The organism is Pseudomonas brassicacearum (genome assembly GCF_003732265.1).
GTDB classification, from domain to species: domain Bacteria; phylum Pseudomonadota; class Gammaproteobacteria; order Pseudomonadales; family Pseudomonadaceae; genus Aquipseudomonas; species Aquipseudomonas brassicacearum_D.
Genome location: NZ_MOBK01000106.1, coordinates 1 through 287 on the forward strand (window position 1 = coordinate 1; position 287 = coordinate 287).

Below are 287 nucleotides of genomic sequence, written 5' to 3' on the forward strand. Positions count from 1 at the left end.
GATTACCTGTGGGAATCGCTGCCGCTGGCCACCGAAGGCTGGACGCTGCACATGTTGCGTCGCCCGCAGGTCGCGTTCGAAGACAGTCGCAATGCTGCGCTGGCCGCTGCCGGATTATGGCTGGCGCTGGTGTTTCTGTTGCTGTTCCTCAATTAGCGCTGGCGCCTGGCGAAAATGCGCCAGCGCAGCCGCGAAGAGCTTGAGCAACTGGTGGAAGAACGCACCCGCGACCTGCGCGCCGCTCAGGACGGGCTGGTGCAATCGGCCAAGCTTGCGGCGCTCGGCCA

1 pseudogene is annotated in these 287 nt (G+C 64.8%); it reads left to right on the plus strand.

What is annotated here, in order from left to right:
- A pseudogene (locus BK660_RS33250) lies at positions 1-287 on the plus strand (sensor histidine kinase); the annotation flags it as partial.